This window comes from Nonomuraea sp. B5E05 (assembly GCF_039880665.1).
In the GTDB taxonomy this organism is placed as follows: domain Bacteria; phylum Actinomycetota; class Actinomycetes; order Streptosporangiales; family Streptosporangiaceae; genus Nonomuraea.
Genome location: NZ_JBDPMJ010000012.1, coordinates 130,152 through 153,433, shown reverse-complemented (window position 1 = coordinate 153,433; position 23,282 = coordinate 130,152). Strand labels below are relative to the sequence as shown.

20 protein-coding genes are annotated in these 23,282 nt (G+C 70.9%); 6 read left to right on the top strand and 14 right to left on the bottom strand.

Going from position 1 to position 23,282, the window contains the following annotated elements; translation table 11 throughout:
* Positions 1 to 17 precede the first annotated feature (17 nt).
* On the bottom strand, positions 18 to 1,046 hold the full coding sequence (locus ABGB01_RS23450) for a helix-turn-helix domain-containing protein (protein WP_347775682.1): 1,029 nt from the start codon (positions 1,044 to 1,046) through the stop codon (positions 18 to 20).
* A 353-nt stretch (positions 1,047 to 1,399) separates the two neighbouring features.
* On the opposite strand from ABGB01_RS23450, the gene ABGB01_RS23445 reads away from it, so the two are divergent.
* Complete coding sequence (locus tag ABGB01_RS23445) at positions 1,400 to 2,416, top strand: MBL fold metallo-hydrolase (RefSeq protein ID WP_347775681.1); 1,017 nt, start codon at positions 1,400 to 1,402, stop codon at positions 2,414 to 2,416.
* Positions 2,417 to 2,436: 20 nt separating this feature from the next.
* Here ABGB01_RS23445 and ABGB01_RS23440 read toward each other — a convergent pair whose 3' ends face one another.
* The 4 genes from ABGB01_RS23440 to ABGB01_RS23425 form a co-directional block, all read right to left on the bottom strand.
* Entirely contained in the window at positions 2,437 to 3,666 is a 1,230-nt protein-coding gene (locus tag ABGB01_RS23440) for a serine hydrolase domain-containing protein (RefSeq protein WP_347775680.1), read from the bottom strand.
* Between the two features lie 249 nt (positions 3,667 to 3,915).
* Complete coding sequence (locus ABGB01_RS23435; protein WP_347775679.1) at positions 3,916 to 4,527, bottom strand: DedA family protein; 612 nt, start codon at positions 4,525 to 4,527, stop codon at positions 3,916 to 3,918.
* Positions 4,528 to 4,698: 171 nt separating this feature from the next.
* The gene (locus tag ABGB01_RS23430; protein ID WP_347775678.1) at positions 4,699 to 5,424 is read right to left on the bottom strand and encodes a sulfite exporter TauE/SafE family protein; all 726 of its coding nucleotides are present in this window, start codon (positions 5,422 to 5,424) and stop codon (positions 4,699 to 4,701) included.
* A 92-nt stretch (positions 5,425 to 5,516) separates the two neighbouring features.
* Positions 5,517 to 6,269, bottom strand: coding sequence for an aldolase/citrate lyase family protein (locus ABGB01_RS23425; RefSeq protein ID WP_347775677.1), 753 nt, complete (start codon positions 6,267 to 6,269; stop codon positions 5,517 to 5,519).
* 58 nt (positions 6,270 to 6,327) lie between these two features.
* Between ABGB01_RS23425 and ABGB01_RS23420 the strand changes: the two genes are divergently transcribed.
* Entirely contained in the window at positions 6,328 to 7,008 is a 681-nt protein-coding gene (locus ABGB01_RS23420) for a GntR family transcriptional regulator (RefSeq protein ID WP_347775676.1), read from the top strand.
* 29 nt (positions 7,009 to 7,037) lie between these two features.
* Here the strand turns inward: ABGB01_RS23420 and ABGB01_RS23415 are convergent, their stop codons facing one another.
* The 7 genes from ABGB01_RS23415 to ABGB01_RS23385 all read right to left on the bottom strand — a co-directional run bounded on the left by ABGB01_RS23415 (position 7,038) and on the right by ABGB01_RS23385 (position 14,142).
* Positions 7,038 to 8,702, bottom strand: coding sequence for an ABC transporter ATP-binding protein (locus ABGB01_RS23415; protein WP_347775675.1), 1,665 nt, complete (start codon positions 8,700 to 8,702; stop codon positions 7,038 to 7,040).
* 40 nt (positions 8,703 to 8,742) lie between these two features.
* On the bottom strand, positions 8,743 to 9,543 hold the full coding sequence (locus ABGB01_RS23410) for a creatininase family protein (RefSeq protein ID WP_347775674.1): 801 nt from the start codon (positions 9,541 to 9,543) through the stop codon (positions 8,743 to 8,745).
* Between the two features lie 51 nt (positions 9,544 to 9,594).
* Positions 9,595 to 10,479, bottom strand: a complete 885-nt coding sequence (locus tag ABGB01_RS23405) for an ABC transporter permease (RefSeq protein WP_347775673.1) — start codon at positions 10,477 to 10,479, stop codon at positions 9,595 to 9,597.
* Between the two features lie 2 nt (positions 10,480 to 10,481).
* Positions 10,482 to 11,426 (bottom strand): ABC transporter permease, encoded by a 945-nt coding sequence (locus ABGB01_RS23400; RefSeq protein WP_347775672.1) that lies wholly within the window; start codon positions 11,424 to 11,426, stop codon positions 10,482 to 10,484.
* Positions 11,423 to 13,006 carry an ABC transporter substrate-binding protein gene (locus ABGB01_RS23395; RefSeq protein WP_347775671.1) on the bottom strand — a complete coding sequence of 528 codons (1,584 nt, stop codon included), beginning with the start codon at positions 13,004 to 13,006 and terminating at the stop codon, positions 11,423 to 11,425. Before ABGB01_RS23395 ends, ABGB01_RS23400 begins: the two co-directional genes overlap by 4 nt.
* 177 nt (positions 13,007 to 13,183) lie before the next feature.
* Positions 13,184 to 13,702 (bottom strand): nitroreductase/quinone reductase family protein, encoded by a 519-nt coding sequence (locus ABGB01_RS23390; protein ID WP_347775670.1) that lies wholly within the window; start codon positions 13,700 to 13,702, stop codon positions 13,184 to 13,186.
* Positions 13,699 to 14,142, bottom strand: coding sequence for a hypothetical protein (locus ABGB01_RS23385; RefSeq protein WP_347775669.1), 444 nt, complete (start codon positions 14,140 to 14,142; stop codon positions 13,699 to 13,701). Before ABGB01_RS23385 ends, ABGB01_RS23390 begins: the two co-directional genes overlap by 4 nt.
* Before the next feature lie 90 nt (positions 14,143 to 14,232).
* On the opposite strand from ABGB01_RS23385, the gene ABGB01_RS23380 reads away from it, so the two are divergent.
* Entirely contained in the window at positions 14,233 to 14,877 is a 645-nt protein-coding gene (locus tag ABGB01_RS23380) for a TetR/AcrR family transcriptional regulator C-terminal domain-containing protein (protein ID WP_347775668.1), read from the top strand.
* 66 nt (positions 14,878 to 14,943) lie between these two features.
* Entirely contained in the window at positions 14,944 to 17,229 is a 2,286-nt protein-coding gene (locus ABGB01_RS23375) for a polysaccharide lyase 8 family protein (protein WP_347775667.1), read from the top strand.
* 63 nt (positions 17,230 to 17,292) lie between these two features.
* Here ABGB01_RS23375 and lanL read toward each other — a convergent pair whose 3' ends face one another.
* Positions 17,293 to 19,923, bottom strand: coding sequence for a class IV lanthionine synthetase LanL (gene lanL, locus ABGB01_RS23370; RefSeq protein WP_347775666.1), 2,631 nt, complete (start codon positions 19,921 to 19,923; stop codon positions 17,293 to 17,295).
* A 118-nt stretch (positions 19,924 to 20,041) separates the two neighbouring features.
* Entirely contained in the window at positions 20,042 to 20,212 is a 171-nt protein-coding gene (locus ABGB01_RS23365; protein WP_165974944.1) for an SflA family class IV lanthipeptide, read from the bottom strand.
* 288 nt (positions 20,213 to 20,500) lie between these two features.
* Between ABGB01_RS23365 and ABGB01_RS23360 the strand changes: the two genes are divergently transcribed.
* Both ABGB01_RS23360 and ABGB01_RS23355 read left to right on the top strand, forming a co-directional pair.
* Entirely contained in the window at positions 20,501 to 22,411 is a 1,911-nt protein-coding gene (locus tag ABGB01_RS23360) for an ABC transporter ATP-binding protein (protein ID WP_347775665.1), read from the top strand.
* Positions 22,408 to 23,256 carry a MauE/DoxX family redox-associated membrane protein gene (locus ABGB01_RS23355; RefSeq protein ID WP_347775664.1) on the top strand — a complete coding sequence of 283 codons (849 nt, stop codon included), beginning with the start codon at positions 22,408 to 22,410 and terminating at the stop codon, positions 23,254 to 23,256. Before ABGB01_RS23360 ends, ABGB01_RS23355 begins: the two co-directional genes overlap by 4 nt.
* Positions 23,257 to 23,282: the final 26 nt, after the last annotated feature.

The window sequence follows — 23,282 nt, the reverse complement described above, 5'->3', positions numbered from 1 at the left end:
TCCGGCCCTCCGCGTGCTCACGCGCCGCCGTCCCCCTCACGCGGCACGGCCGGGTGAGAGAAAGCGTCTGCCGGTTGATGCCGCGTCCTGAGAGATCTCCGGTATTCGCCAGGGGGGATGCCGTACGCCCTCTTGAAGGCGCGGTTGAAGGCGGCGGCGTCCTGGAAGCCCCAGCGCCCCGCGATCTCCGCGACGCGACGCAGGTCGTGGCGGGGGTCGGCCAGGTCCGCGCGACAGCGCTCCAGCCGCTGCCGGCGGATGTACTCGCTGACGGTCTGCCGCTCCTCCTGGAAGACGTGGTGCAGGTGGCGTACGGAGATGTTGTGGGCGGCGGCGATCGCCGGCGGAGCCAGCGCCGGCTCTCCGAGGTGCCGCCGGATGAACATCTTGATCTCCCGCGCGAGCGCCTGGCGGCGAGTCGCCTCCGGGACCATGCGCGTCGCGTCGGCCAGCCCCGCCAGGAAGACGGTGGCAAGTTCGCTCGCCACCTTCCCCAGCGAGGTGTCCTCGGCGGAGCCCAATGTCCCACCCTCCCGGATCAGACCGCGAAGGAACTGGGCGAGCAGCGCTCCGGACCCGTGGGCCGACGACACCGGCCGGCCCACGTGCCGGCGTAACCGCTGCTCGGGCACGGGCAGCGCCTGGCGCGGCAACTGCAGCGAGATGATGCCGGACAGGCCGCCGTCTCGGCAGAGCACCCCGCTGTCGTACGGCCGGGAGGTGTCCATCAGCATCAGGTCGCCGACCGCCAGATCGGCCGTGGAGCCTGCTTGCTCCAGCCACATCGTCCCGGTGCACACGAGCGCCACCCACCACTGATCCGGGTCCGACTGGCGGATCATCCTCGAGGTGCGGAGCGTGCGCAGGTCGGGGTACCTCGGCGCCGACACGGTGATCTCGCCCAGCTGCAGCAGTCTCAGTGCGGCCGGGAAGTCGGCTTCGTGCTCGCTGCTGATCCGCGTGGGCATCAGGTGTTGCCCGACGAGAGCGCACCATCCCTCGAAACGGTCGGCAGGAGGCAGGTGCGAGCTGCGCCACTCGAACACATCGCTCCTCGAGGTTTCCGCGATGCCGCAGGCCGTCGTGGTCGACTCATGGCAGGGGGAGAGCATGTGACCGGCAGCCGATGCGCGTGCTCATCCGCCGTGAGATCGTACACGAACGTGCAATCGGGCGGCCTTTGTCCGACAGTCGCGGAACGCGCCCCGGCCCGGACAGAGCGCCGGCCCAGGCATGATCGGTGCCCAACCAGCTTCGATATCTGCTTCCTTATCGGTCGTCGAGCCAGATCAATATTGGACACGGGAAAATGTGTTCTGGTTCGCTGTGCGGGCATCGACGTCCATTGACGCCGTGGTCGCGTCCAGGTCTTCCGGCCCGTGAAAGCAGGTGTCCGCCCATGTCCCTCGGGCAGTCCAGCCCGTCTCGCCGTGCGTTGCTGGCCGCCGCGGCCCTCCTGCCGCTGGCAGGAGGCGAGGCCGAAGCATCGGCCGCCGCCCCCAAGAGCGCGCAGGACTACTACGACCGCGCGGCCAGGCTGGCCGGCGACGACCCCGTGCTGCGGGCCCTCGTCAAAGCACTCGCGCCGGGCCTTGCGATGCCGCCCGTGAAGCCCCTCAAGCCGCTGAGGATCTTCGACGACGTCGCGGTGGTGGGGACCACCTTCGTCCAGGCCACGGCACTGCTCACCTCCCGGGGCGTCATTCTCATCGACGCGATGGGATCGCCGGACGACGCCAAGGACATCATCATTCCGGGACTGCGCTCCGTAGGGGTGGATCCATCACACATCAAGTACGTGGTGGCCGCCCACGGCCACAACGATCACTTCGGTGGTGCCCGGTTCCTCGCCGACCGGTACGGCGCCCGGGTCATGATGAGCCGAGCCGACTGGGACCTCATCGCCGCCGACCGTCCGGCCCATGCGCCCAAGCGCGACCTGGAGATCTCCGACGGTCAGAGGCTGACCCTCGGCGACACCACGATCGTGTTCCACCACACGCCCGGGCACACGCCGGGCACCGTCTCGCCCGTCTTCCCGGTGCGCTGGAAGGGAAGGCGGCACACCGCGATGTTGTGGGGCGGGACCAACCCGCCCGCCACGATCACGGCCAAGCGCACCTACCTCTCCTCCGTGCGCAGCTTCACCTCCACGATGAGGCGGGCAGGAGTGGATGTCGAGCTGAACAACCACGGGGGCGCCGACCACGGCCTGGCGCGCATCGAGGAGTTGCGCGCCGGGTCCCCATCCGGGCGGAACCCGTTCGTCATCGGTCGTTCCAGGACGCAGCGCTTCATGAAGATCATGGAGACCATGCTGCGTGGCCGCATCGTCCAGGACCGGGAGGCGGGCACCGGCGCGCCCTCAGCCGGCGGGGCCGCCTCGCCCGGGCGATCGCCGCGCGCCTGCTGCTGACGGGCGGCCCGGCCCTGGCTTCAGTCGTCGAGGGCCTGGTAGAGCGTGGTCCAGAAGTCGTGCATGAGCCGCATCGGATCCGGGACCGATGCCCCCACCTGGGTGAGCAGGATGCCGGTGAGCTGGTTGGCCGGGTCGGCGTAGCTGGAGGTGCCGCTTCCGCCGTCCCAGCCGTACTGGCCGATGGGCGCGTAGTCGCCGCGGTAGGTGCGCACCGCCATCCCGAGGCCCCAGCCGCCGTGCTGGCCCTGGCCGTGCGAGATGTGGACGTTGTCGACGGCCATGGCGTGGCGGGCGGCCTGCTGCTCGGGCGTGAGCCGGTTGGTGGTCATCAGCTCCACGGCGGGCCGGGACAGGATCCGCTCACTTCCGTGCATGCCGCCGTTCAGCAACATCCGGAAATAGGCGTGGTAGTCGTCGACGGTGGAGACCAGCCCGCCGCCGCCCGACGGGAACGCCGGAGGCCGGCTCCAGCGCCCGCCCCTGGCCTCGTCCCACACGGTGAACTCGCCGGTCCGCGGGTCGGGGGCGTACAGGGGCGGCAGCCGGTCGATCTTGTCGGCGGGCACGTGGAAGCCGGTGTCGGCCATGCCCAGCGGTTCGAAGACGCGTTCGTGCAGGAAGGTCTCGAACGACTGTCCGGTGACCCTGGCCACCAGCACGCCGAGCAGGTCGTTGCCGATGTGGTACTGCCAGCGCTCGCCGGGCTGGTGCATCAGCGGAAGCTCGCCCAGGCGGCGCATCCACTCGTCCGGCTCGGGCATCGGCTCCGGCAGGTTGGGCGTGAGTCCCCGCGCGAAGACCGCGTTCATGATCGGCGTGCCCAGCGACGTCATGTCCATGCCGAGCCCGAACGTGGACGTCAGCACGTCGCGTACGGTGATCGGCCGTCGCGCCGGCACGGTGTCGTCGAGCGGGCCGTCGAACCGCTTCAGCACCTGCCGGTCGGCGAGTTCGGGCAGCCACTCCTGCACCGGGTGGTCGAGCCGCAGCCTGCACTCGTCGACCAGGATCATCGCCGCCGCGACTGAGACCGGCTTGGACGTGGACGCCATCCGGAAGATCGTGTCGCGGCGCATCGGCGGGCCGCCGTCATGGCGCATCGTGCCGAGCGCTTCGACATGCGTCTCGTCGCCCCGGCCGACGAGGGCGACGAGTCCGGGGATCTTCCCGGACTCGACATGCCCTGTCAGCACGTCGTGCAGCCTGCGCAGTCCTGTCCTGGTGAAGCCGTTGCCGCCATTTTTCATGATCATTATCCCTGCCTGCGTACGAGTCCCGTCCCCGCGTGGTGCTCATGGGCTTGCGTGAGCGACGCGCGAGGGCCGGAGTGAGTCCGGCGTGGCCCAGTTCGCAGCCCGCAGGCCGTGATCGCTGGACCCTTCATGGCTTCCACCATCGCCGGCCGTGCTGATGGCGGGCCGTCACCGCCCTGATGCGGCCCTGACACGACAGCCGGTGGCGAGCACGGGCTGGTCTCCGCGGGCCGGCCCGGGGCCTCAGCCGGACTCGTCGTCCCCGTGGCCTGCCGCCGCCCGGCGCCGGCGCCGCAGCAAGGTCACGGCCGCGACGATCAGCGCCAGGGCCGCGAGCAGCAGCCACGAGAAACGTCCCAGGAGCTCCTCCAGGCGGGCGGCCGACGCTCCGGCGAACGCGCCCAGCCCGACGTACACCGCCGACCACAACAAGGAACCCGCGAGCGAGGCCGGGAGGAACCGGCCGTAGGGCACGTGCGCGGCCCCGGCGGCTGCGGGCGTGAGCGTGCGTACGATCGGAACCAGCCGGGTGACGAACACCGCGGCCGCGCCGTGGCGGTGCAGCGCGGCGGTCGCGCGGTCCCAGTGGCGCACGCCGAGCCGTCGCACCACCCGGGTGCCGCGCATGCGACCGGCGTACCGGTGCCCGAGCCAGTAGCCGACGTGGTCGCCGGCGGTGACCCCCAGCGCCACGATCAGCAGCATGGCGGCGAACCGTACGGGGGTGGTCGCGGCGACGCCCAGCAGCAGCACGCCCGTCTCGCCGGGGACGACAGAGCCGACCCCCAACCCCGACTCGGCGAACGCCATGACTCCGGCCACCAACCCGAGCAGGGGGAAGGGAAGATCGCTCACTGCCGCAACGCCTTCAGCGATCCACTCCACCCAGTGCCCCCCGTACTCCGACCGCTGCTTTCCCCGGCTGACCCTACTGTCTGTGCACCATGCGGCGTCTTGATCAAGGGCGGCGCGCGTCGACCGGGCCATCAAGGCGGACGCTACGCGCGGCTCGGCGATCACATGTGCTCAGGCCAGGGCGGCCTGGATCAGGGCCGTGCACGCGCTGGCGACCAGCACCGCCAGGACGATCCTTCTGAAGCGCTGCGGGTCCGTCCGCGCGAAGATCCGGTCTCCCAGCCACCAGCCCACGGCCATGCCGGGGAGGCCGACGGCGGTCAGGAGCAGGCTGTCCGCGGTCAACCGGCCGACGGCGATGAACCCCAGGACCGCCAGCGCGTCTCCCGCGCAGAACGTCGCCTGGAGTGTCGCGCGGAACTCGCGGGGTTCCAGCTTCATCGCCTGGAACGCCGCGACCACGGGAGGGCCGTTCATGCCGGTCGAGGTCAGCAGCGCTCCGCTGACGAAGCCCGCGGCCGCCGCGGGACCGGCTCCGCGGCGGAGGGTCACCCCGCGGCCGAGGAGGAGGGTGAACGCCAGGACGACGCAGGCGATGAGCACCGACAGCGAGCGTGCGCTCAGCGCCGTGATCGCGAGCAGGCCGAGCGGCATGCCCACGAGCCCCGCCCCGGTCACCAGAACCGCGGTCCGTCCCTCGACGTGACGCCTCTGATGGACGGCGATGGCGAGCGCGAGCAGGCCTCCAAGGGCCGTCACCACCGTGACGGCGGTCTGGGGCCCGACCAGGAGGGTCAGGAGCGGCACGGCGACGAGGGCGAAACCGAAGCCGCTCAGCGCCTGGGCGAAGGCCGCCAGCGCCGCGATCACCACGACTCCGGCGACGAGTGTTGTCATCACTCACGTTCCCTTCGGTCTGTGCCATCGGCTCCGGTCGTGGCCGCGAGCCTCGCGTTCCGGCGGGCGGAGGCCCATGCGCACGGCTCCTGTCAAGAGTGGTCGGTGGCGAGCGCGTTCGTCTCGTCGAGTGCCGCGCCGAAGCCGGCCATGAGGGCGCCGTGCTCCATCGTGAGGACGAGCTGGTCGGCTCCGTTCTCGAGCGCGAACGCCTTCTCGGAGGTGGACCAGGCGGGCAGCACCCAGGGCTTGCCGGCGGCGCGGGCCGCGTCCGCCACGATCCTGAGATCGGCGAAGTCGTCCTCGGAGCGGGTGTAGGCGCCTCGCCCGCGGCGCATGGACAGGTCGCTGGGGCCGACGAAGACCCCGTCGACCGTGGGGAGCGCGAGGATGTCGCCGATCTCCTCGATGGCGCCGGCGTCCTCGATCATCGGGTACACGCGGGTCCCGCGGTCCTGCCGCGCGATCCAGTCGTCGTCGTGGCCGCCGTACCGTGCGGTCCTGCCGCCGGCGAAGCTCCTGTCACCCAGCGGGGGGAACTTCCCGAACGCGCAGACGGCGGCCGCGTGCGCGGCGTTCTCGATGTGGGGCACGACGACGGCGGTGGCGCCGAAGTCGAGAGCCTGCTGGATCGGCCCCCTCTCCGGCCCCAGCACCTTCGCCAGCACCTCGAGGTTCAGCCCTCGGAGGAACGGGATGAAACGGTCCAGGTCGGCGAGGTCGAACGTGCCGTGTTCGATGTCGAGGACCACGGCGCCGTAGCCCAGGCCGGCGACGATCTCGGCCGCGGCGGAACCGGGACCGGACAGCCAAGCGGCGTACCTTCGGTCCTGCTCGTACGTCATGGAGTCTCCTTCGACAGATTTGGTATACGCTGTGTATACACATGGACGAGGGGGTGGCATGGATCAGTCACTCGGCAACGGCCGGGCGATGACAGCCGGCGAGCGTGCCTACCAATGGACGCGGGAGGCGATCCTCAGCGGGCGGATCCCCGAGGGGGCGTTCCTCGAGGAGAAGCTCGTCTGTGACGAGGCCGGAGTGTCACGGACCCCCGTACGCGAGGCGTTCCACCGTCTGGCCGCGGAGAAGTTCATCGACCTGCTGCCCCGGCGAGGCGCCCAGGTGCGGCGCGTGACGGCCGGAGAGCTCTTCGAGACCTACGAGATGCGGCTGCTGCTCGAGCTCCACGGCTTCAAGATCCTCTGTGACAAGAGCATCGACATCCCGGCCGGGCTGTCCGAGCATCTCGACCGGATGGAGGACTCCGAACGGGTGGCACGGGTCCGCGCCGGCGACCGGGACGCCATCGCCGAGCACGCGAAGATGGACTTCTTCTTCCACTACTCCTTCGTGCGGGCGACCGGCAACAGCATCCTGATCGACCTCTACGCGAGCCTGCAGCCGCGGCACCAGCGGATCGCGGTCAGCGCCGTGTCCCTGCGCCCCAAGCGCCTGGAAGTCATCGCCCCGGAGCACCGCACCCTGCTGAAAGCGCTGACCGATCACGACTACGACGCCGCCGAGCGGACCCTGCGCCATCACCTGCGCCCCGACGAGACGGTCGTCTCCCACCTGAGGTGACCGGCGCGGCCTCCGGAGCACCGTCCCCGTCACTTCGCCATCTCCCGCCAGAGCCTGCGGCGCTCGGCCTGCTCGACGGGATCGGGCACCGGCGCCGCCGCGATCAGCCTCTTGGTGTACTCCGTGCGCGGATCGCGCAGCACGTCACGGGCGGGGCCGCTCTCCACCAGCCGCCCGTGCTGCAGGACGGCGACGTCGTGGGAGAGCAGCTCGACGACGCCGAGGTCGTGGCTGATGAACAGGCAGGAGAAGCCGAGCCTGTCCTGCAGGTCCTGGAACAGCCGCAGGACGGTGGCCTGGACCGAGACGTCGAGCGCCGACGTCGGCTCGTCGGCGATGAGCAGCTCCGGATCGAGCGCCAGCGCGCGGGCGATGCCGACGCGCTGCCGCTGGCCGCCTGACAGCTCGTGGGGGAACCTGTCGGCCCAGCTCGTGGGCAGTTCGACCTGGTCGAGGAGGTTCAGCACCCGCTTGCGGATGGCCTGGCGATCCGCGTAGCGATTCACGATCATGGGGGCCGCGATCGAGTCTCCGATCGACAACCTCGGGTTCAGCGACGACCCCGGGTCCTGGAAGACCATCGAGTATTTTCTGCGCAAGCCGCGCAGCTGCTTGGGCCTGAGGCTCGTCACGTCCTGTCCGCAGATCTCGATGGAGCCGGCCGACGCCCGCACCAGGCCGACCATCGCCCGGCCGATCGTGGACTTGCCCGAACCGGACTCGCCCACGAGGCCGAGCACCCTGCCCTTCCCGATGGCGAAGCTGACTCCGTGGACGGCCTTGAAGCCCTTGCGGCCCAGCCGCCCCGGATACTCGACCTCCAGATCGGCGACCCGGAGGGTCGTGTCCCCGGCTGCGCCGGCCGTGGCCGCCTCCGCGTGCTCTCCGGCCTCCTGCCGCGGCACCGCGGCGAGCAGCTTCCTGGTGTACTCGTGCCGCGGGTCGGAGAAGAGCCGGGTGACCGGCGCCTCCTCGACGACCTCCCCCTGCCTCATGACCACCACCCGATCGGCGAGATCGGCGACGACGCCCATGTCGTGGGTGATGATGACGACCGCTGAGCCGAGGTCCTCCCGCAGGCGGCGGAGCAGCTCGAGGATCTCCGCCTGGACCGTGACGTCGAGAGCCGTGGTCGGCTCGTCGGCGATGATCACCTCCGGCGAACCGGAGATGGCCATGGCGATCATGGCGCGCTGGCGCTGGCCACCGGAGAGCTGGTGCGGGTAGCTGTCGATCCGGCGCTCCGGCTCCGGGATCCCGACCTTCATCAGCAACTCCAGCGTCCGCGCGCGGGCCTCGGCCGCCGGCACGGGCTCGTGACACTGGATCGCCTCGATGATCTGCTCTCCGATGGTGTAGACGGGGTTGAGCGCCGTCATCGGCTCCTGGAAGATCATCGCGATCCTCCTGCCCCTGATGGCGCGCAGAGCGTCTTCACCGAGGTCGAGCATCTCGGTGTCGCCGAAACGGATGCTGCCGCGGCGACGCGAGTTCGGCGCCAGCAGCCCGAGTACGGACATCGAGCTCACGGACTTGCCGGAGCCGGACTCCCCGACCAGCGCCACCACCTCGCCCTTGGCAACCGAGAAGCTGACGTCCCTCACGGCCGGTGTCCACTCGCCGGCGATCCGGAAGTCCACGGAGAGCCGCTTGACCTCAAGGATCGGGTCGGAAGGAATCGTGCCGGTTGTCATGGCCTCTCCTCAGGTGCTCGTGCGGGGGAAGGTCGGTGAGCTACTTCGCCGACGCGGTGTTCTTGTCGTACTCCCGGATGTAGGCCGAGCAGAAACCGATCACGCGCTCGATCCAGATCTCGCCGGTCTTCGCGCTGCCCAGGCTCACGTCGCCGGTGCATCCCGTCGAGCTGACCTCGGAGAAGTCCCAGAAGACGGTGCCGCGGACGTCGTAACCGGGGATCGCCGCCTCCGTGTAGCTCGTCGGGGTCCAGCCGCTGGAGGACTCCAGGCCCCCCGCCACGGCGAGGTCGCCCTGCACCTGGCCGGGGAACATCGCGAGCATCGCGGAGTGCTCGGGCTCCGCCCCGTGGCCGTACGCCTTGGCCGGGTCGTCGTACACGTCGCGCATGAGCGCGTAACCCAGCTGCCACGGATACAGGTGCCCGATCAGGACCCCGAAGTCGCGCCGGGCGTCGAGGCCGGCGCCCGTGACCGGCCCGACGTTCCCGCCGTTGTTGTCGACGATGATGATGCGCCTGAAGCCGGACTTGACCAGCGCCTCGATGATCTCGTAGGTGACGTTGCGCAGCGTGGCCTGGCTCAGCGAGAGGTTGCCGTGGTAGCCGCGGAACGTGCCGGAGTGTCCGTAGTTGAGGGCCGGCGCGACATAGCAGCCGTTCTCCTTCGCCAGCTTGTCCGCGACCCACTCGGCCACGATGGAGTCCTCATGGATCGGCAGGTGCGGCCCGTGCTGTTCGACGGCTCCGATGGGCAGAAGGATGATCGGATCCTGCTCCGCCAACTCCTTGACCTGGGTCCAGGAGAGCTCGCCGAGCCTGTGCGTGGCGGGAAGGGCCATGGTGATGGGGTTCCTTTCTGAGATGCCGTCGTCGCCGTGGAGAAACGGTGGTCAGGTGCGGTGACGCGGGTCGAGGAGGTCGCGCATGCCGTCCCCGAACACGTTGAGCGCGAGGACGACGAGAATGATGAGCACCGACGGGTAGATCAGGAGGGTCGGCTGGACCTCGAGGAAGTCACGTCCCGCGCCGACCATGGTGCCGAGGGACGGAAGCGGCGGCTGCGCCCCGAGGCCGAGGAAGCTCAGGCCCGCCTCCATCTGGATGGCGAAGCTCACCGAGAGGCTGAGCTGGACGATGATCGGCGCGGCCACGTTCGGCAGGATCGTCTTGACGAGGATGTCGGCCGGTTTCGTCCCCATGATCTCCGAGGCCTCGACGTACTCCATGGTCCTGATCGAGAGCACCTGGCTGTAGACGATCCGGGTGAACCTCGGGATGTAGAGCACGCCGATGACGAGGACGACGTTGACCAGCGCCGGCCCCAGGATCGCCACCACCGCGATCGCCAGCACGATCGGAGGGAAGCTGAGCAGCACGTCGATGCCGCGCATGATGATCGTCGACACCCACCGGCCCACGTAACCGGCCACCAGGCCCAGCGCGACCCCGATGACCGCCGCCACCAGCACCGCCGACAGGGCCACGCCGAGGGAGGTACGCAGTCCGATCAGCAGGCGGGACAGGACGTCGCGGCCGAAGTCGTCGATGCCCAGCGGCCCGCCGGAGGTCAGCGGCTTGCCGACGATGTCGCGGTAGTCGTAGGGGGCGATGACCGGCGCGAACAAGGCGACGACGGCGACCAGCAGGAGGAACGCGCCCGCGATGGACGTTCTGCGGTTCGACGCCATCCGCTTGAGGAAGGGTTTCCTGCCGGCGCCTTCGGCCAACGGTGCGCCAGGCAGGGCCTGCGCCAGTGACTCCGGAGCAGTTGCCACGATCAGTTGTCCTCCGCTCGAGGATCGAGAGCTCTGACCACCAGGTCTCCGACGAGGTTGACCAGGATGACGATGGTCGCCGCGGCGAGGACCACGGCCTGGATGACGGGATAGTCGCGCTGCCCCACGGCGTTCATGAGCAGGGAGCTCATTCCCGGCCACCCGAAGATGGTCTCGACCAGGACCGTGCTTCCGATGAGCGTCGTCAGCTCGACGGTCGTCATGGAGACCACGGGAACCATGGCGGTCCGCAGCGCGTGACGTTTGATGACGCGCTTCTCGACGAGCCCTTTGGCCCGTGCCGTACGGACATAGTCCGCGTTGAGCGTCTCGAGCATCGCCGCTCTGGTCATCCGGGTGACCACGGCGCAGGAGGCCGCCGCCAGCGTGACCACGGGAAGGACGAGGATCTGCAGGTGCGCGATGGGATCCTCCAGAGGCGAGGCGAAGCGGCGAGGCGGCAGGACCGGGATGAGGACCGCGAACACCAGCAGGAGCAGGGTTCCGACGACGAAGACGGGAAGGGAGATCCCGAAGATCGACCCTGCGACGAGTGCGTGGTCCGCCGGCTTGTCGGCCCGGGTCGCGGCGATGCGGCCGAGCACGATGCCGGCCACCAGGGAGACGGCCAGGGCGAGCAGGACCAGCTCGAGGGAGTTGCCGATCCGGGAGGGGAGGTCCTGCATCACCGCACGGCCGCTGATGAGGGAGGTGCCGAGGTCTCCCTGGAGGAGCCGCCCCCAGAATCCGAAGAACTGTCCCAGGAAGGGCTCGTCGAGGTGCATCGCGGCCCGGGTCAGCGCCACCTGCTCCTCCGTGGCGGCGTCCCCCAGGGCGGCCCTGGCGGGATCGCCGGGGATGAGCCGGGCCAGGAAGAACACGATGCTTCCGACGAAGAGCAACTGGACGATCGCCTGGGTGAATCGTCTGACAAGGAAACGCCTCACGCTGTCTTCTCCATCCAGGTCCGGCGGAGAGCCGTGGCGGTCCACGCGCCCTTCGGCGGATGCTCGTAGCCCCTGACGTAGTGGTAGTGGGCCTCGCCCTGCTCGCGGCGGACGGTGTAGGTCATCGGGACCAGCTCCAGCGCCCGTTTCTCGGCCTCGAGGTAGATCTCGTTCCGCAGGGCCTGGTCGGTCGTCCTCCTTCCCTGGTCGAGCAGGTCGTCGATCCTGTCGTCCTGGAAGTCGAGGTTCTTGGCGAAGGTGCCGGTGCCGCCGATGAAGTCGCGCAGCGACGCGGGATCGCCGAACTTCGGCGCCGTCCCCCACGAGTGGACCGGGAACGACTTGGCGGAAACGCTGGCCCGGAAGGTCAGCCACTCCTGCTGGGTGAGGTTCACGTTCATCCCGGCCGCGCGCAGGCCCGGCAACATCGCCTGTGCCGGCCGGGCGATGACCGAGTACGAGCTGGTGGTGACCACCGGCAGCGTCAGCCCTTCCTGACCCGCCTGCTTGAGCAGGTATTTCGCCTGCTCGGGGTCGTACGGCATGGAGCCGTCGAGCTGGCGTGCGTAGGGGGCGAAGATCTCGGGCATGAGGGCCCCGTCCATGGGCCGCCCGTTCCCGAGCAGCGCGGTGTCGAGGACCGACGGCCTGTTGATCGACATGGCGACCGCCCTGCGGACGCGCACGTCGTCGAACGGCCGCCGGCTGGTGACGAACCCGACGAAGCCGAAGCCGAACGTCTTGTCGGAGGCGAACCGCAACCGCGGATTGCCGGTGATGACCCCGACATGGGTGGCCGGGACATAGTCGATCATGTCGACGGTGGCGGTGCGGAGCGCCGTCACGCGCGCGTAGTCGTCGCTCATCGGCTGGAACACGATGCCGTTGAGGTACGGCAGTTCGGGCTCGAAGTAGTCGTCGAACCGGACGTAGGTGGTGCTGACGCCGGGGATGCGCTCGACGAACCGGAACGGCCCGGTGCCCATCACCTGGGTCTTGGTGTTCGCGCCCGACTCGATCCACTTCCTGGACACGATGTTGGAGGTCGGCGCCGCGAGGGCGAACGGGAAGGCCACGTCGGGCTGCTTGAAGCCGAAGACCACGGTGGTGGCGTCGACGGCCTCGACGGAGGCGACCTGATCGAGGAGCGGCCCCGACGTCGCCGCGGTGTCCTTGTCCATCATGCGGCGGAACGAGAAGACCACGTCCTCGGTCGTCAGGGCGGACCCGTCGTGGAATCTCACGCCCGGACGGAGCTTGACCTTGTACGTCCGCTCGTCGGTCCAGCCGAACTCGGTCGCGAGATCGGCGATGATCTCGCCGGCGCCGTCGTACTGGACCAGGCCGTTGTAGGAGAGCTGCCGCAGATAGTCGGACGCGCTGCCCGTGGAGACGTGCGGATCCAGGTTGGCCGGATCGGTGGACAGGCCGAAGTGAAGAGCTCCGCCGCGGTTCGGGCCACCGGGGTTGGGCCTGATGGCCTCCATGGACTCCGGCAGGGTCACCGGGTTGCCACAGGCCGCCAGAGTCGTGGTCCCCAACGCCGCGGCACCTCCCGCGAGGAAGCTTCGCCTGCTCATCATCGCCATGACATCTCTCCAGGTCGCCGGGCCTGACACTGAGCCGTCTTGGTAGGAATCCAGCACGTATGGCGCATGTATACACGGCGTTCACACGAAGGGTCAACGGCTATCCGAAAACCCGTCCGCACGTCGGCCCGGAACCCCCGGGGGTTCCGGGCCGGTGGGCCGCGCGGCTCACCCGCCGTCCGCGTCCTCGGTGATGCGGAAGGCGGGATGGCGAGGGGCGATCTGGCGGAACCGCTCCAGCGGCGCCGCCGGCACGAGACCCAGATGCGGTCGCGCGCCGGGCGCGATGACGAGGTAACGGCGCAGGATCTCGGCGCGGTGCTCGGGCGGGACCTCGACCAGCCTGACCGGGATCTCGCGCCCCCGGCGGCAGAGTACGGCCCGGCCGCCCGCGGCGTGGACGTTGCGCACCCAGTTCGCCTCCGGCCCGAGCATGGACACGAGGAACTCGGCGCCCTGGTGCTCGGCGATCGCGACGGGGACCTGGGTGAGGTTGCCGCTGTGGCGTCCGGCCACCTTGAGCACGGCGCCCTGGCGGGGCGCCGACCACCCGAACCGGTACGCCAGCACGTCGATCCGGTTGACGAGCCGCATGAACGTGTTGGGCCGTCCGCCCCGGTACGTCCAGCGCTTGAGCGCCGCGACCCCGCGTAGGACGGGCCGGAGCTTGCTCGGCCTCGTGGTCATGCCGCCCTTCTCCACAGCAGGACGACCGCTGCGAGACCGGGGAGCAACGGGAGGAACTGCAGCCAGCCCAGCAGCGGCGCGAGACCGACCTGACCGTTGATGTCCTGAGTGGTCACGCCCGCTACCGCGACGCAGAGCGCGATCGCGAACATGCCGGACGCCGGCCAGCGGGCCCAGCCTCTGCCGCCGCGAACCGCCCAGACGGTGCCGAGCCAGCCGAGGAGCCCCAGCGCTCCTACGACGGAGAGGATCACCGTGTACGCGGTGACGGCGGCGTCGACCTCTGCCGGCCCGTAGGCCGGGTAACCCGCGTGGATGTGGCCGGCCAGGCCGGCCCGGTCGATGAACACGAAGAGGGTGGCGAGCACCGTGAGGGCGGCGCCGCCGTACATCAGGGGGAGAGCCGCCTGCCTGGCCGGTTTCGTTGCGGACGCTGTCATGGTTCGAGTCCTTCCGGATTCTTACAACGTATGTTTGTCGTCCACCACTATACTTACGACGTAAGAATCCGTGCTGTGAGAAGGGCCACCATGTCCCCAAAGCGCACCCGAGGCCAGAACGCCGGGCTGACCCGCCAGGCCATCCTTCAGGCGGCTCTGGCGCTGGCCGACCGCGAAGGGCTGAAGGCGCTGTCGATGCGACGCATCGGTCAGGAGCTCGGGGTCGAGGCCATGTCCCTCTACCAGCACGTCGCCGGCAAGGACGCCCTGCTGGACGGCCTGGTCGAACAGCTCTTCACGCAGGCCGCGCCGCCGCTGGCCAAGGCCGCCTCATGGCAGGAGGGCCTGCGCGCATACGGCCACACGTTGCTGCGCGTCCTGCTCGCGCACCCGAACGTCATCCCCCTGGTGGTCGGCCGGCCCGCGATCACCCCGCAGAACCTGCACCTCATGGAGGACGCGCTCCACATGCTGCGGGCCACCGGGCTGCCGCTGGAACGGGCCCTGGACATGTTGTACGCCGTGACCGGTTTCGTCGTCGGCCACGTCGCCATCCTGACCGCCGGCGGGAGTGACCGGCACGCGCCGGGCAACCGGCTGCGGGCGATACCCGATCCGGATCTGCGGGAGACCCCGCTCCTCGCCGAGGCCACCCGAGCCCGGCGTTCCTCCGGACCGGACCCCCGCTTCGGGTTCGCGCTCGAAGCCATGCTGCGGGGCTTCGAGACAGAGTGACCCGTCCGCGGGGCATATATGATCGACCTTTTGGTTTGGTATTTGCCCGATTGTCGGAAGGCCTCTATGTCCCACCCCCTCAGCCGGCGGTCCGCCCTGCTGGGCGCCGCGGGCGTGGCCGGCCTCACGCTCTGGGAGGAGCCGGCCGAGGCGGCCGGCGGCGCCGCGTTCGACGCCGCGCGCGAGCGGTGGGTGAGCCTGCTGGCCGGCAGGGCGTACGACCCCGCCTATGCCGACAAGACGCGTGCGGTCGAGGGCTCGGCCCACGCGGTGCTGCGCAAGCTGAAACCCGCCCCCGGCCGCCCGAGCCTCTGGCCCGACCTGCCGCTGGACGACCCCAGGACGGGCAACTTCAACCGCGCCTACAACCGCATGCGCACCCTGGCGCTGGGCTGGGCCACGCCGGGCACCGCCATGCACCGGGACAGGCAGGTCGCCGAGACCGCGGTCAGGGCGCTGGACTTCCTGTACGAGCACGCCTACCACGAGAAGCTCGACCCGCAGGGCAGCAACTGGTTCTGGTGGGAGATCGGCGTGCCCCGCTCGCTCACCGACACCTGCGCCCTGCTGTACGACGGCCTGCCCAAGGACCGTCTCAAGCGCTGGCTTCGCCCGTTGCGCCGCTGGTGCCCCGACCCGGAGCGCCGCGTCAGCCATCCCGGCGTGGCCGAGACCGGCGCCAACCGGGCGAGCAAGGCCATGGCGGTGGCGATGCGGGGATTACTCACCCACGACGCACGGCTCGTCAAGCGGGCCAAGCACGCGGTCTCCGACCTGCTGCGGACGACCAGGGGCCCGGGCGACGGCTTCTATCGTGACGGGTCGTTCATCCAGCACGACGTGTACCCCTACACCGGCAGCTACGGTGTGGACTACCTGGAGAGCGTGGCCAGGCTGATCGCCATGCTCGCGCACTCGCCCTGGGAGATCTCCGACACCGGGAAGGTCTACGACATCGTGGATCGCTCGTTCGTGCCGTTCGTCTTCGACGGGCTGATGATGGACTGCGTACGCGGCCGGGCCATCTCGCGCCAGGGCCACCGCGACTACCACGCGGGGCAGAAGACCGTGGAGGCCGTCCTCACCCTGCTGGACGCGGCGCCCGAGCGCCATGCCCGGCGCTGGCAACCGATGGTGAAGGGCTGGCTCACCCGCAACCAGGCCATCCCCTACGACACGCTCGCGCCGCTGGCGAGCATCGCGAAGGCCAGGGCCCTGCTGGAGGACCGGTCGGTGCCGGTCGGCCCGCGTACGACGGGCACGTACGTCTTCGCCGACATGGACCGGGTCGTGCACCGCCGTCCCACCTGGGCCTTCGCGATCGCGATGAGCTCTGAGCGCATCGGCGCGGCCGAGGCCATGAACCGGGAGAACCTGCACGGCTGGTACACCGGCGACGGCATGACCTACCTCTACACCGGCGACCTCACGCACTGGAACGACGATCTGTGGCCCACGATCGACCCGTACCGGCTGCCGGGCACGACGGTGGACACCCGCAGGCGTGGCGATCTCCGGCACGGCAGGCGCCGCCTGCCGCCCACTCCGTGGGCCGGCGGCGTGGCGCTCGACGGGTTCGGCGTGGCGGCCATGAAGCTGGTCGCCGGCGGTTCCTCGTTACGGGCCAAGAAGGCGTGGTTCCTGCTCGACGACGCGGTGATCGCGCTCGGCGCCGGGATCACCGCCTCTGACGACCGCCGCGTCGAGACCGTCGTGGACAACCGCAACACCCATGACCGGCATCCGCGGTTGTGCCGGGGCGACGGCTGGGTTCACCTGTGCGGTGTGGCCGGCTACGCGCTGCTCGACGGCGCCGACGCGAAGGTGATCCGCGAGAAGCGCACCGGCCGCTGGCGCGACATCGACAAGGGCGCCACCACGGGAGGCGACAAGACCCGCGTCACCAGGCACTACACGACGATCCTCGTCGACCACGGCGTCGATCCGCGCAAGGCGCGCTACGCCTATGCCGTGCTGCCCGGCGCCTCCGTCGCGCAGACCGCGGCCTACGGCCGGCAGGTCGAGATCCTCGCCAACTCGGGAGGGGTGCAGGCCATCTCCCGCGACGGCCTGCTCGCCGCCGTCTTCTGGCGCGCCGGGACCGTGGAGACCGCGGACGGGCCGCTCGCCGCCGACGGCCCGTGCACGCTGCTGATCCGCCGCGACGAAGAGAACGTACGGCTCGCGGTCTCCGACCCGTCCAGGACCGCCGACGAGGTGAAGATCACGCTGCCCTGGCCGGTGAAGTCGGTCAGGACCGGTGACCGCGGCGTGCGTAAGGCCAAGAAGTCGGTCAAGGTGGAGCTCGACGGCCGCCGCGGGCACGCCCGCACCGCGGTGGTACGCGTCTGAACCCCCGGAGGTGACCGGCCCCGGCGATCGTGCGGCCGCTCACCTCGCAGGGGCGGGCCAGGCTCAGGTCGCCGCGTGCTCCGCCCGGTCGGATCCGGGCAGCCGCCAGCCCGCCGTCCAGAGGCGCGCCCCCGACCGGCGGTCGAGGCGGCGCAGGAACGACAGGACGCCCGCGGTGCCGGTGCTCCAGGTGTAGGCCGCCTTGTCGAGGTCGTTGCCGGGGAAGACCGGCTGCGCCGGCTCGCCGCCGGCCCGTACCAGCATCAGCTCGGCGATCTTCTCGGCGTGGCGCCAGTAGCCGTCATCGCCCGTGAGCATCGCCAGGTCGATCAGCGCCTCCCCGGTGCCCGCCAGGCCGCAACACTGGGAGACCACCCAGGCCTGCGGGGCGACGACCAGGCACGCCCGGGCGCCCCGCTCGGCCAGGTCGAGGTAACGATCCTCGCCGTACGCGCGGGCCGCCCGGGCCAGCGTGCCGGCGATGCCCGACATGCCCTGGCACCAGGAGGCCCCCATCGCCCGGGCGTCCGGGCCGTGCAGCTCGGCGATCAGCGCCTCGGCCTGTCCGGCCAGCGCCGCCAGCCGCTCCCGCGCCGCCTCGCCCGCCGCCGGGTCGCCCGTGGCCTCGTGGTAGGAGAGCAGGAAGTCCGCGCAGCCCGCGTCGCCGTGGGCGTACGCCGCGTCGACGGACACGCCGGATCCGGGCTGGGCGGGCGCCACGGCGTCCTCCGAGCGCGTGACCTGACCCGTGATCAGCAGCCGGGCGCACTCGGCGGCGATCCGCAGGTGCCGCGCGTCGCCGGGTTCGATGGCGGCCAGCGCCAGGTGGCCGGAGCCGATGCCCGCCACGCCGTGCGCCTGGTCGGCACGTTGCGGGCCGTCGATGGTGACGGGGTCCGGCGCCCCCAGCTCCGGCGCGGCGGTCAGGCGGGCCGCGGTCAGGAACAGGGCGGTGCCGGTGCGGCCGAAGTACAACGAGGGCGGGAGCTTGGCGGGCGGCATCACGCGGGACGTCCACCGGGCCAGGTCGGCGGCCACGGCCCTGGACTCCGGGTGGTGCAGCAGCTCCATGCCGACCCCGGCGCAGCCGCCGTAGACGTTGGTCACCGGCGGGCTCTCCCGGCGGGCGTCCTCGGGCCCGGCCATCAGCTGCTCGGCGAAGGCCGCGCACTCGCGTACGGTGTGGTCGAGCGCCTTGGACAGGAGCTCCCCGGTGAGCGAGGGCGTGGCGGGCAGTTTCCACCGTCCGGCGGGCGGCCGCCCGCCGCCGGCCGGGGCGTGGACCGACCTGATCGCGGCGGCGGCCGCGGCGCGGTCGGCGGGGTCGAGGCTCAGCAGGCCGGGCAGCAGGCCGAGCACGCCCGTCGTGACGTCCGGGAACATTCCCGCCAGGCACATGAGCGTGCGCTCGACGTTACGGACCGGGTCCGGGCCGATCATGATCGGGTTCATCCCGGTGGCCGCGAAGAACAGGGTGGCGCCCAGGGAGAAGTAGTCGTCGGCGGGCACGGACTCCCGGTCGGTGTGCTGGTCGGGGACGCTGTAGCCGCGGCTCCACCCGGGCAGCTGCAGCGCGTCGTACCTGCTGTTGCCGAAGTCGATGAGGGTGCAGCGGCCGTCCTCGCCGAGCACGACGTTCTTGGGCGACAGGTCGCGGATGACGACGCCGCGCGCGTGCACCGCGTCGATCACCTCCAGCAGCCGGACGGCGAGCGCGCCGAGGTCGCGCTCTTCGCTCGCGGGATCCTCGCTGAACAGGCCGTTCTCCGCCACGAACCGGTTGAGGTCGAGGCTGCCCGCGTCGGTCATGACGAGGAACTCGTCCTCGCCGTGCCGGAAGTGGTCGATCGGCTCCGGTACGCCCGCCACGCCCTTGAGCGCTTGGAGGACGCGCAGCTCGTTGCGGAGGTACATCCGCAGGTCCCAGCCCTCGACGTTCTCCCCGACGTACGCGCGGGCCTCCTTGACCACGACCCGCCGGCCGGCGGCGTCGGCGGCGCGGTAGACGTTGCCGCGCGGGCCGCGCACCACGCCGGACGTCACGCGGTAACGGCCGCCGATGACCTTGCCGGTCGTTTCCGCGGGTTCTTCCGGTGACGCGGGTTCGGCGTTCGACGGGGCGGCCTCCTCCGCGGGGCGGAACGGGTCGGCGGCCCAGGGCGGGCAGGTGAACTCGGGGCCGGCGGCACCCGGCAGGTGCTCGCCGTCCGGCCCGGTCACGATCAGTTCGAAGTCGCCGTTCTCGTCCACGCGGTACTGCGGGGCGAACGGGGCGTACCTGTAGTACACGGGAGCGCCGGGACGGACCTGCCGGTCGCTGACGATGCGCGGGGCCGGCAGCCCGGACAGGGCGTCGGCGAGGGCGTGGCCCAGCTCGACCACCGCGTCCTGATCCGGATAGATCGTCATGGCCTTGCCCACGGCTCCCGGGTCGACGTCGCCGGTGTTGAGCTCCATGAGCCTGCGGGAGGAGCGGGCGACCTTGAAGGCGTAGCCGGTGCCCGCCAGGATCGGCAACGCGCGGTCGAGGGTGTCGGCGAGCGTGCCGGGACGTGCGGAGACGTGGATTTTCCAGCCCTGTAAGGGAACGTCGTGGTGAGGGTCGTGGACGCTGATCCACGTGTCGTCCTCATATATTTCCCTACCGTTTGACTCGGCAAATTGGGTAAGGCGGTCGACCACATTACTGTCCACAGTCATCCCCTGAAACGGAGTACGTCGGCCTCACATGAGAAAAGGCCATCAGAACCGCGCCGATGGCCTTTCTCCAGCGCTTCACGTCACCACGCGTCACCGCGTGCGATCAGGCGCTTCACACAATGGACGGGCAGCACGGGAAGCTGCTGCACACCGTGCGCTTGCAGGTGTTGACGCAGGCCTGAGGGCCGTGGAGCAGCTTGTTCAGCTCGCCTTCGAAGTCGACGGCGAGATCTTCGTACTCCAGGACACCAGCGTCGCGGGGCTCCAGGGCGAGGACCGACATGAGGGCTCCTTCCTTGGCCGCCTATGGGCGGCCGACGTGGGGATCCGAGCCTCGGGAGTGCGCCGGTGGGCGCCTTTCCCGTGCCCTGCTCACGAGCGGAAATCGTGGGTACCTTCCCGCACCGCGAGCAAACGGATGCATTATGTGCATATATCCAGAAGCCTGTCCAGAGGGTGACCGTAACGCCCGCAATCCGTTTACATGCACCTTTACACCAGGAGTTCGATCTTCTAGATTGGCGTGCGTGATGGGGGGATCTCCGGTGTGCCTGTCGAACGGCGCCCTCGCGTGAGGCTCTGGCGGCGCAAACGCAGGACGAGCGTCCCGGATGACCGGTCGGGGCTCATGGTCGCGTACTGGGAGAGCCACGACGAGCACCTGCTGACCGCCACCCTCGGCACGGTCGCCCGCAAGCTGCCGTCCCTGGTGGCCGCCGCGCTGCGGTTGGCGTGGCAGGCCAGCCCTCGCGACACGGCCGTGGCCCTGCTGGGCAACCTGGCCGCCGGCTTCTTCACCGTCTTCGGCCTGGTGACCACATCCGACGTGCTGGCCTCGCTGTTCGCCGCCGGTCCCACACCCGATCGGGTACGCGCGGCGCTGCCCTCGCTGCTGCTCGTGGCCGCCGCCACAGGGTTACGCGGCGCGCTGCTGGCCGGCGCCGGATGGGCGCAGGCCCGGCTCAAACCGCTGGTCGAACGGCTGGCCGAGACCCGCCTGTTCGAGCTGACCACCCGGGTGGAGCTGGCCGCGTTCGACGACCACGACTTCCACAACGCGATGCGGCGGGCCCGCGACAGCGGCGTGCCCGACACCGCCACCGTGGTGGAGACGACGATCGCCGTGCTCACCGGCGCGGTCGGCGTGCTGGCCTCGGCCGTGGCGCTCGGCCTGCTGCACCCGATCCTCATGCCGTTGCTGCTGGTGGCGGCCGTGCCGGCGGGATGGGCCGCGGTGCGCATGGCGCGCCTCGGCTACCAGGCGTTCTACCGGCTGTCCACCGCGCGGCGGCGCAAGTTCATGTTGTCGGACCTGATGGCCGAGCGGCAGCCCGCCGCCGAGGTGCGGGCGTTCACGCTCAGGGACTTCCTGCTCGGCCAGTACGCCAAGGTGGCCGCCTTGGAGCAGGACGTCCAGCTCGACGTGGCGCGGCGGCGGACCGTGATCAAAGCGGGCGGTGACCTGCTGACCGGCGTGGCCACGGCCGGCGTGTACGTCGTGCTCGGCGTGCTGCTGGCCGTCGGCGTCATCCCGCTGTCGGTGGCCGGCGCGGCGGTGCTGGCGATCAGGACCGGCCAGGCGTCGCTCACCGCCCTCATCCAGACCATGAACCGGCTCTACGAGGCCGGCCTCTACTTCGGCGACTACCTCGCCTTCTGCGAGCTGGCCCGGGAGCGGATCCCCGCGCCGCCCGCCACGCCCGCACCCTCCGCGGAGCCGGCGCCGTTCCACCTGCTGACGGCCGAGAACGTCACGTTCACCTACCCCGGCGCCGACCGGCCCGCACTGTCGGGCGTCAGCGTGACGGTCGGCCGGGGCGAGGTCATCGCCCTGGTCGGCGAGAACGGCTCGGGCAAGACGACCCTGGCCAAGCTGCTGGCCGGGCTCTACCACCCGCAGGAGGGGACGATCAGCTGGGACGGCGTGGACCTCGCCGCGTTCGACGGCGACGCGCTGCGGCGGCGGATCTCCGTGATCGCCCAGGATCACACGCGCTGGCCGCTCACCGTCCGCGAGAACATCGTCATGGGACGCCCCCTGGAGGAGGAGCGGCTGGCCGCCGCCACCGCCGCGGCAGGCGCCGACGAGGTGGTGTCGCGGTTGCCCGACGGCTACGACGCGCTGCTCGACCGCCGGTTCCGGGGCGGCCACGACCTCTCGGGCGGCCAGTGGCAGCGCATCGCCGTGGCACGCGGCTTCTACCGCGACGCCGCGCTGGTCATCTTCGACGAGCCGACCTCGGCCCTGGACGCCCGTGCCGAACACGCCCTGTTCGAGCGCATCCGCGGCCACGCCGACGACCGCACCATCGTGCTCATCACCCACCGGCTGGCCAGCGTCCGCTACGCCGACCGCATCTACGTGCTCGACGGCGGCGCGATCGCCGAGCACGGCACGCACGCCGAGCTGATGGAGCGCGCCGGCCTCTACGCAGGCCTGTACGAGCTGCAGGCCTCGGCCTACCACCAGACGGTGCCGTGATCGTCGCCGAGTCGGCCTACCTCGCCGTGACCGCCGCGCTGCTGTTCGCGGCGCTGGGCAAGCTGCGCGACGTGCCCGGCTTCGCCCGGTCGGTGGCCGGCTACCAGGTGCTGCCGGACGGGCTGGCCGGGCCCGCCGCGGCGGGCGTGCTCGCGGCCGAGCTGGCCGCCGCCGGGCTGCTGCTCGTGCCGGGCGGTCGGCGGTGGGGCGCTGTGATGGCGGGCCTGCTGTTCGCGGCGTTCCTGGCGGCCATGGCCTCCGTCACGCGGCGCGGGATGGCCGTGGACTGCGGGTGCTTCGGCGGCCGTGACCTCGTCGGGGCCGGCACGCTGCTGCGTACGGGCCTGCTCCTGGCCCTCGCGGTGACGGCGGCCCTGGCGGGGCCGGTCGCGTTCGCGCCCGTCCAGCTTCCCGTGGCGGCGGCCCTGCTCGGGCTGGCCGTCCTGCCCGCGCGGCTGCTGCGGGTGAACAAAACCGCGTCCGGACCGCGCCCCGGCGCCCGCTTCGCGCTGGCCGGCGCGCCGGAGCCGGACGGCGACCGGGTGATGTACGCGCTGGTCTCGCCGGCGTGCGGGTTGTGCGAGGCGATGTTGCCGGAGTTCGCCGCGACGGCCGCCCGCCTGGAGGTCGTGCTGGTCAGCGCGGTGGACGGACACGGTGGCGACGGGCTGCCCATGGTCGTGGACCCGGACGTCTTCGACCGCAACGACATCCCGTGGCCGCCGTACGTCGTGGTGACCGACCGCGCCCGCACCGTCCTGGGGGCCGGCGGCGCGGCCACGCCCGCCCAGCTGGAGCAGATCCTGCACAACGCCGAAGCGGGCGCTCCCCGCCGCGAGCGTTGAGGTACTCGCCGGCGGAAAGGCACGGT

Bases quoted from the DNA above. Each gene is read 5' to 3' on its own strand.
- ABGB01_RS23385 (WP_347775669.1), bottom strand. From the start codon at position 14,142: ATGACAGCGTCCGCAACGAAACCGGCCAGGCAGGCGGCTCTCCCCCTG.
- ABGB01_RS23425 (WP_347775677.1), bottom strand. From the start codon at position 6,269: ATGACGTACGAGCAGGACCGAAGGTACGCCGCTTGGCTGTCCGGTCCC.
- ABGB01_RS23420 (WP_347775676.1), top strand. From the start codon at position 6,328: ATGGATCAGTCACTCGGCAACGGCCGGGCGATGACAGCCGGCGAGCGT.
- ABGB01_RS23430 (WP_347775678.1), bottom strand. From the start codon at position 5,424: ATGACAACACTCGTCGCCGGAGTCGTGGTGATCGCGGCGCTGGCGGCC.
- ABGB01_RS23390 (WP_347775670.1), bottom strand. From the start codon at position 13,702: ATGACCACGAGGCCGAGCAAGCTCCGGCCCGTCCTACGCGGGGTCGCG.
- ABGB01_RS23440 (WP_347775680.1), bottom strand. From the start codon at position 3,666: ATGAAAAATGGCGGCAACGGCTTCACCAGGACAGGACTGCGCAGGCTG.
- ABGB01_RS23380 (WP_347775668.1), top strand. From the start codon at position 14,233: ATGTCCCCAAAGCGCACCCGAGGCCAGAACGCCGGGCTGACCCGCCAG.
- ABGB01_RS23365 (WP_165974944.1), bottom strand. From the start codon at position 20,212: ATGTCGGTCCTCGCCCTGGAGCCCCGCGACGCTGGTGTCCTGGAGTAC.
- ABGB01_RS23410 (WP_347775674.1), bottom strand. From the start codon at position 9,543: ATGGCCCTTCCCGCCACGCACAGGCTCGGCGAGCTCTCCTGGACCCAG.
- ABGB01_RS23375 (WP_347775667.1), top strand. From the start codon at position 14,944: ATGTCCCACCCCCTCAGCCGGCGGTCCGCCCTGCTGGGCGCCGCGGGC.
- ABGB01_RS23445 (WP_347775681.1), top strand. From the start codon at position 1,400: ATGTCCCTCGGGCAGTCCAGCCCGTCTCGCCGTGCGTTGCTGGCCGCC.
- ABGB01_RS23415 (WP_347775675.1), bottom strand. From the start codon at position 8,702: ATGACAACCGGCACGATTCCTTCCGACCCGATCCTTGAGGTCAAGCGG.
- ABGB01_RS23395 (WP_347775671.1), bottom strand. From the start codon at position 13,006: ATGAGCAGGCGAAGCTTCCTCGCGGGAGGTGCCGCGGCGTTGGGGACC.